The following is a 6,612-nucleotide window of genomic DNA, read 5'->3' on the forward strand; positions in this document are numbered from 1 at the left end:
TGGAAAAAAGGAGGAACATGGACATGAAATTGACAGAACGTCTTTATAAAAGTGTGGAAGATATCTGGATGGGTTATTTAGACCAGCCTTTCGTAAAAGAACTGGCAGAAGGCACACTGGATGTGGAAAAATTCCGTTTTTACATGATTCAGGATTACCGTTATCTGCTGCAATATGCCAAAGTGTTCGCTTTCGGCGTTATCAAGACAGAAGACCCGGAACTGATGCGCCGCTTTGCCGGTATGGTGCATGACGTACTGGACGGGGAAATGAACGTACATAAGACTTACATGGCAAGACTGGGCATCACCGAGGAAGAAGTGGCAAAGACCCCTTCCGCTTTGACAAACCAGTCCTATACCTCCTATATGCTGGATGTGGCAAACAAAGGCGGCCCGCTGGAGATCCTCATGGCAGTGCTGGCTTGCGCATGGAGCTATCAGGTCATTGGGGAACACCATGTGAAGGTGCCCGGCGCTGTGGAACATCCTCTTTACGGCGAATGGGTACAGGGCTACAGCAGCAAGGAATATGCGGACAGCACCAAAGAAATCATTGACTGCGTAGACGCTCTGGGCGAAAACATCACTCCCGAACAGGAAGCATATCTGACTGATATTTTCGTAAAATGCAGCCGCTATGAAAAACTGTTCTGGGATATGGCTTATGCCATGGAGATGTAAAGAAGGAGAGCGAAAGAAGTTATGCTGCAATTTGAAAATGTATCCTTCCGTTATGCCGAAGACGACTTCGACATGATGCGGAATTTGAATTTTCAGGTGGAGGACAGGGAATTCGTGTCCATCATCGGCGCCAGCGGCTGCGGCAAAAGCACTATTTTCCGCCTTATCAACGGTCTGGAAAAGTTACAGCAGGGTCGGATACTGGTGGATGGTCGCCCTGTGCAGGAACTGAAAAACTACAGTGCTTTTATGCCTCAGAAAGACCTGCTGTTCCCTTGGCGCACCATTGAAAAGAATATCTGCCTGCCTATGGAACTGGCGAAAGTTCCCAAGGCGGAACAGGAAAAACGCTGCAAAGAAGTGCTGGAACAGGTGGGACTGTCTGAATACGCCAAAAAGTACCCCAAAGACCTGTCCGGCGGTATGAAGCAGAGGGTAGCCTTTGCCCGTACATTGCTGTCCGGCGCGGATATGCTGCTGTTGGACGAGCCTTTCAGCGCATTGGACTATCTGACCCGTGTAGATATGCAGGAATGGCTGCTGCATCAGTGGGAGCATTATCATAAGACCATACTGTTCATCACCCACGACGTAGAGGAAGCCATTTTCCTTTCCAAAACCATTTTTATCATTCAGGACAGACCTTTCTCCCAGATGGAACGGGTGGAAGTGCCCCTGTCTTATCCCCGCAATCGTGAGGATTTGAAACGTCCTGATATTGTGGAACTGAAAGAAACCCTCATTGAAAAACTCAGAAGGAGCGTGATGAATCCATGAAAAAACATCTGCCTTCTGTGATTCTGGCTGTGGTTCTGCTGCTGCTGTGGCAGGGCATTGCCATGATTATTGACGCGGCTTATATCCTGCCGTCACCCACACAGATTTGTGTGCGGCTGTGGGAGCTGCGAGAACCCCTGTTTTTGGTGCATCTGCCTGCAACCATGAAGGTCACAGCCATTGGGCTTTTGATTTCCATTGTGCTGGGGATTCTGCTGGCAGTTGCCATGGATGCCAATGAAAAAGTGGAACGGGCACTGTATCCCGTTATCGTGGCATCCCAGACCATCCCTACCACAGCCATCGCACCTTTGTTCATCCTCTGGTTTGGTTATTCCATCTGGAGCAAGGTGCTGGTAACCATTTTGATCACCTTTTTCCCCATTGCCATTACCGTCTTTGACGGCTTCAAAGCCACCAAACGGGAAATGGAAGAATTATTGCAGACTTACGGCGCCACAAAAGCCGATATTTTCTGGAAGCTGAAACTGCCTACGGCTCTGCCCAACTTTTTCTCCGCCATCAAAATGGCCATCCCCCTCAGCGTCATCGGGGCTGCCATTGCCGAATGGCTGGGAGCGCAGGAAGGTCTGGGCTACTTCAGCAAACGTATGATGACACAGTTGGACGGCGCAGGCGTTTTCGCGCCTGTGGTGCTGTTGTCCATAACGGCTATGCTTGCCGTTGGGATCATTACCGTCTTGGAATATCGTTTTATCAAATGGAGAAAGGAGATCTAAGTGATGAAAAAGAAATTGTTTGCAGTGCTCATGGCAGCAGCCATGGTATTTGGCATGACAGCCTGCGGAAGTGGAGAATCCGCAGACACCACAGCCGAAACCACTGGCGACGAAGCCCAGCTGGAGGATTTTTCCATTGTGCTGGACTGGTACCCCAATGCGGTACACGCCTTCCTGTATGATGCCATTGAAAAAGGCTACTTTGCAGAAGAAGGTCTGAATCTGGTAATCCAGTTCCCTGCCAACACCAATGACGGCATTTCCCTGCCTGCTGCTGGCAAAGCGGATGCCGGTGTGTACTACATGCAGGATGCCATCATGACTTCCTGTGAGGAAAATGTGCCCATCGTTTCCATCGGTGCGGTGACACAGAAATCCATGAACGTTGTCATTTCCCTGAAAGACAGCGGCATCACTGAAGCAAAAGATCTGGCTGGCAAGAAGATCGGCTATGCAGGCACTGTCCTGTCTGAAGCACAGATTCAGGCAATGCTGCAGAATGCAGGTCTGACTGCTGACGACTGCGAATGCATCGACGTTGGTTTCGACCTGATGTCTGCACTGACAACCGGTCAGGTAGACGCTACCATCGGTAACATGGTCAACCACGAAGTGCCGCAGATGGAAGAACAGGGCTTTGAAGTAAATTACTTCTATCCCACAGACTTTGGCGTACCTCAGGGCTATGAACTGGTATTTTTGGCAAACAAAGACGCTGTAGCGGAAAATCCCGAAAAATATCAGGGCTTCCTGCGCGCTTGCCAGAAAGGCTTTGAAGACATGAAGAACAACCCTGACGAAGTGCTGCAGATTCTGCTGGACAACCAGAACGAAGCAAACTTCCCTCTGTCTGAAAACGTAGAAAGACAGAGTATGGAAATCCTGCTGCCCGATATGGAAACAGAATCCGCGCCTTTCCTGCATCAGGAAGTATCCGTATGGCAGGAAAACGCTGACTGGATGTATGAAGTTGGCGTGCTCACAAAAGAAGCCGATGTCAGCGGACTGGTAGTAAATCTGCTGGAAGACGCAGAGGCATAAATATTGATTTAAAAAAGAATTGCCGGAATCCTTTGAAAGGGCTCCGGCTCTTTTTTTGTACCTTTTTGCGATTTCTCCCGCATTGAAAAACCCCTGTTTTCCGGGTATAATGAAAAGAAAACCCTAAAGGAGGCGGGGCTATGCGTGCCCTCATCACCGGAGCCACCAGTGGCATCGGCAAGGCTTTTGCCCTGCTTTTGAGCCAGAGGGGCTTTGACCTGATCTTAGCCAGTCGGAATACGGCAAAAATGCGGAAATTACAGAAAATACTGCCTACCCATGTGGATATTGTTACCGTGGACTTGACAAAAGAAGCGGACTGCTATCATTTGTACAAAACCGTGAAAGATATGCCCATTGACCTTGTCATCAATAACGCAGGCATGGGAGCCGTAGGGCAGTTTGCCGAAATCCCGCTGGAAAAGGAACTGGATATGCTGAATCTCAACGTCCGGGCGGTACATATCCTCACAAAGCTGTTTTTGCAGGATTTTGTCCGCCGGGATTATGGATATATTTTGAATGTGGCGTCGTCGGCTGGGTTTATAGCAGGACCCCTTATGGCGTCATACTACGCTGGAAAGAATTATGTGCTGCGGCTGACGCAGGCAGTGGCAGAAGAACTGCGGCAGGAAGGCAGTCGGGTAATGGTGTCTGCCCTTTGCCCGGGACCTGTGGATACGGACTTTAACCGCAACGCCAATGCCAAGTCTGCTGTGAAGGGTATTTCGCCCAAGAAAGCGGCAGCGGCGGGACTGAAAGGCGTATTTGCCGGAAAAACGGTGATACTGCCTGACGGCGGTACCTACGCCACAAGACTCATGCAGCGGATATTGCCGGAAAAATGCCTGCTGCCTTTGACCTACGCCATCCAAAAGCGAAAAGAGGACGAACATGGAACTTGATTTACATGGACAGATCAAAAAACGAAAAGGCTGGCAGAAAGTGATTCTGCTGACCATACAGGGGTATTTTGACAATAAGGTGGGGCGCAACGCTGCCGCCATGACATACTACCTCTTGTTTGCCATGTTTCCGTTTTTTATTTTTGTGACTTCGCTTTTGGGGCTTCTGCACCTGCCTACATTGACATTGGATGGACAGATCACCCGTTTCCTGCCGGAAGATGTGGTGGCGTTTCTGAATCTTGCCATTGAGCATATCACAAAGAGCAGCAACAATGCTTTGCTGACATTCGGGTTGGTGTTCTCTGTGTGGTTCCCTCTCCGGGCAGTTTCTAACCTCATGGAAGCCATCAATGATATTTACGGCGAAGAAAAATCTGGCAGCCATTCCATCCGCACTGCCATTTTGACAGCCTTGACCATTGTGCTCACTCCTGCCATGCTGCTGCTTTTGCTGCTGGGGGAAAGGGTGCTGGGATTTGTAGGGGAATATATCCCCATTTCTGCGGAATTCATCACTGGATGGAGCCGTATGCGTTTTGTACCCATGGCGGCAGCGCTGCTGTTTATGCTGTCGGCGGTGTATTTCTTCTCGCCGTCAAAAATACAGAAAGTGCGGTATATCCTGCCGGGAGCGGTGTTATCCATGGGTGTGTGGATGTTCTTTTCCCTGATATTTTCCTACTATGTGGACCACATGGGACGGTATTCCATCATTTATGGCTCCATCGGGGTCATCATCGCCTTGTTGGTGTGGATGGACTGGAGTATGATTGCTATGCTCATGGGTGCAGTGTTTAACGTGGCGCTGAAAGAAACCTATGATAAACCAAAAGAAATGGAAATAGAAATCAAAATATAAAAAACCGGAAATTCCAACCATATGGAACTTCCGGTTTTGTTTTTGTCAGAACTGGATGATGTCCTGATATTCTTCCTCTGTCAGCTTGCCCAGAGCCAGATAACGCAGCAGCTGGTCTTTGCGGACATAACCCAGTTTGTATTTTTTCTTCAGGATTTCGTACATCTCACATGCCTCCTTCCAGGATTGCCAGTTCCAGGTCAGAAAGTCCCTGCATGATGATTTGCAGGTCTGTGTAAACAGGCTCCGGCTGTGGTTCATAGTCATAAATGAGCTGCTGTTCTTCGTTCAGCTTTAGATAAACCACAAAGCCTTCTTTCGGCTCGGGAAAAGGGGGCAGGGCAGTATCCAGCCAGATGGTGTTGTCTGAAAGACAGCTTTCTGCCGCTTCTTTGCTTACATAGAGGTTGTACCAGATGACGCGTCCGGTTTTGTCAAAATTGACTAACATGTTTATTCTCTCCTTTCGTTTAGGCTTCTTTGGTGTCGGTGTAGCCCAGTGAAAATTCATTCAGATACAGTGAAGAAGCAGAAGATGCATACCACATGAAGGTATAATCTATCCCGGCTATAACAGGGAATACCCATTCAAAAGTAGTAGGCTTTCCTTTATTGGAGGAATAGACGTAGTTGATATGGTAATAGCAAAAATCTTCCTGCTGGAGCCCTTTTGGTATGGAACTTCCAAGCTCACTTTGATCCGGCGCTTCCAGGATGGAAAGAGGCGCTTTGTGATAGATGTAAAATTCGCCGTTTGCTGTGTCTGAAGAGGTCCATTTTACATAGACTGTACCGTTCTTTTCTGCGCGAAAAGTGGTAATTTTTCCATAAAATGTGGTAGAGCCGGAAAGGTTGGGCTTCCAGTTCTGGATCTGTTTTTTGATTTCCGTTTTGGAATAACGGTAGAAATCCGCCTTTTCCTCCGGTTGGTTGCCCGGGTTCAGCAGCCCGAAAAGGGTGTCCTCTCCTTCGTCGCCGGGATTGCCGATTTTTTCGCTGACCCCTGCCATGTCCTGCTCCGCTTGATACAGCTGGGTGTCGATGGCATCCATGTTCTCGTTGAAGTCCGCCACGTCGTAATAGTCGTCGGTGCCGGGCTTGATGAGGTCATAATGCTCTGTGAATGTTGCCATTTGTGTTCTCTCCTTTCTCTTTGATTTTTGGTTACGCCCTAAGGGTAAAGGGTTCTAAGTCCCAAAAAGTCCCAACATGCAAAAAAATAAAAAGACATGTTCTCAAAATCTGAACTGCTCCAGATTGTGCGGACAGCACAAAAAGGCCTCTATGTAGGAAAATATGAAGTTTTAAGTGGAGAGGCGTCGCGTAAGCGGCGGCTCTCCGGTTTTTAACTGGATGCGCTCATGGTTGTAAAAATAAATATAACGGTCAATCATCTCGTTGGCTTCACAGAATGAAGCTGGTTTATGGCGGTAGATACACTCTGCCTTGAGAATGGAGAAAAAATTTTCTGCCATAGCGTTGTCATACGGGTTTGCTCGTCTTGACATGGAGGGCGTAATGTCATAAGATTTAATCAGGTTAAAGTACGCTTGTGAGGTATACTGAAATCCTTGGTCGCTGTGGAGCTGCAACTCCCCAGCGAC

The 6,612-nt window shown here is 48.5% G+C and carries 10 protein-coding genes; 6 read left to right on the forward strand and 4 right to left on the reverse strand.

Features of this window, described 5'->3' with window-relative positions:
• Positions 1–23: 23 nt before the first annotated feature.
• The 6 genes from tenA to BUB35_RS11025 all read left to right on the forward strand — a co-directional run bounded on the left by tenA (position 24) and on the right by BUB35_RS11025 (position 5,008).
• Positions 24–683, forward strand: coding sequence for a thiaminase II (gene tenA / locus BUB35_RS11000; RefSeq protein WP_072851712.1), 660 nt, complete (start codon positions 24–26; stop codon positions 681–683).
• Positions 684–704: 21 nt separating this feature from the next.
• Positions 705–1,460, forward strand: coding sequence for an ABC transporter ATP-binding protein (locus BUB35_RS11005; RefSeq protein WP_072851714.1), 756 nt, complete (start codon positions 705–707; stop codon positions 1,458–1,460).
• Positions 1,457–2,200 (forward strand): ABC transporter permease, encoded by a 744-nt coding sequence (locus BUB35_RS11010; protein ID WP_072851716.1) that lies wholly within the window; start codon positions 1,457–1,459, stop codon positions 2,198–2,200. The genes BUB35_RS11005 and BUB35_RS11010 overlap by 4 nt, the downstream gene beginning before the upstream one ends.
• Positions 2,201–2,203: 3 nt before the next feature.
• Entirely contained in the window at positions 2,204–3,241 is a 1,038-nt protein-coding gene (locus tag BUB35_RS11015; RefSeq protein ID WP_072851718.1) for an ABC transporter substrate-binding protein, read from the forward strand.
• Positions 3,242–3,381: 140 nt separating this feature from the next.
• A complete protein-coding gene (locus BUB35_RS11020) occupies positions 3,382–4,146 on the forward strand; it encodes an SDR family NAD(P)-dependent oxidoreductase (protein ID WP_072851720.1) in 765 nt (254 codons plus the stop codon).
• A complete protein-coding gene (locus BUB35_RS11025; RefSeq protein ID WP_072851722.1) occupies positions 4,136–5,008 on the forward strand; it encodes a YihY/virulence factor BrkB family protein in 873 nt (290 codons plus the stop codon). The genes BUB35_RS11020 and BUB35_RS11025 overlap by 11 nt, the downstream gene beginning before the upstream one ends.
• Positions 5,009–5,053: 45 nt before the next feature.
• Here the strand turns inward: BUB35_RS11025 and BUB35_RS11030 are convergent, their stop codons facing one another.
• The 4 genes from BUB35_RS11030 to BUB35_RS11045 all read right to left on the reverse strand — a co-directional run.
• On the reverse strand, positions 5,054–5,173 hold the full coding sequence (locus BUB35_RS11030; protein ID WP_072851724.1) for an XkdX family protein: 120 nt from the start codon (positions 5,171–5,173) through the stop codon (positions 5,054–5,056).
• 1 nt (position 5,174) lies between these two features.
• On the reverse strand, positions 5,175–5,459 hold the full coding sequence (locus BUB35_RS11035; protein WP_072851726.1) for a hypothetical protein: 285 nt from the start codon (positions 5,457–5,459) through the stop codon (positions 5,175–5,177).
• A 19-nt stretch (positions 5,460–5,478) separates the two neighbouring features.
• The gene (locus BUB35_RS11040; RefSeq protein ID WP_072851729.1) at positions 5,479–6,141 is read right to left on the reverse strand and encodes a hypothetical protein; all 663 of its coding nucleotides are present in this window, start codon (positions 6,139–6,141) and stop codon (positions 5,479–5,481) included.
• A gap of 171 nt (positions 6,142–6,312) precedes the next feature.
• Positions 6,313–6,612: integrase core domain-containing protein (locus BUB35_RS11045; RefSeq protein WP_143158980.1), on the reverse strand; the 300-nt coding region annotated here is incomplete at its 5' end.

It is taken from the genome of Anaerotignum lactatifermentans DSM 14214 (genome assembly GCF_900142265.1).
GTDB lineage: Bacteria > Bacillota > Clostridia > Lachnospirales > Anaerotignaceae > Anaerotignum > Anaerotignum lactatifermentans.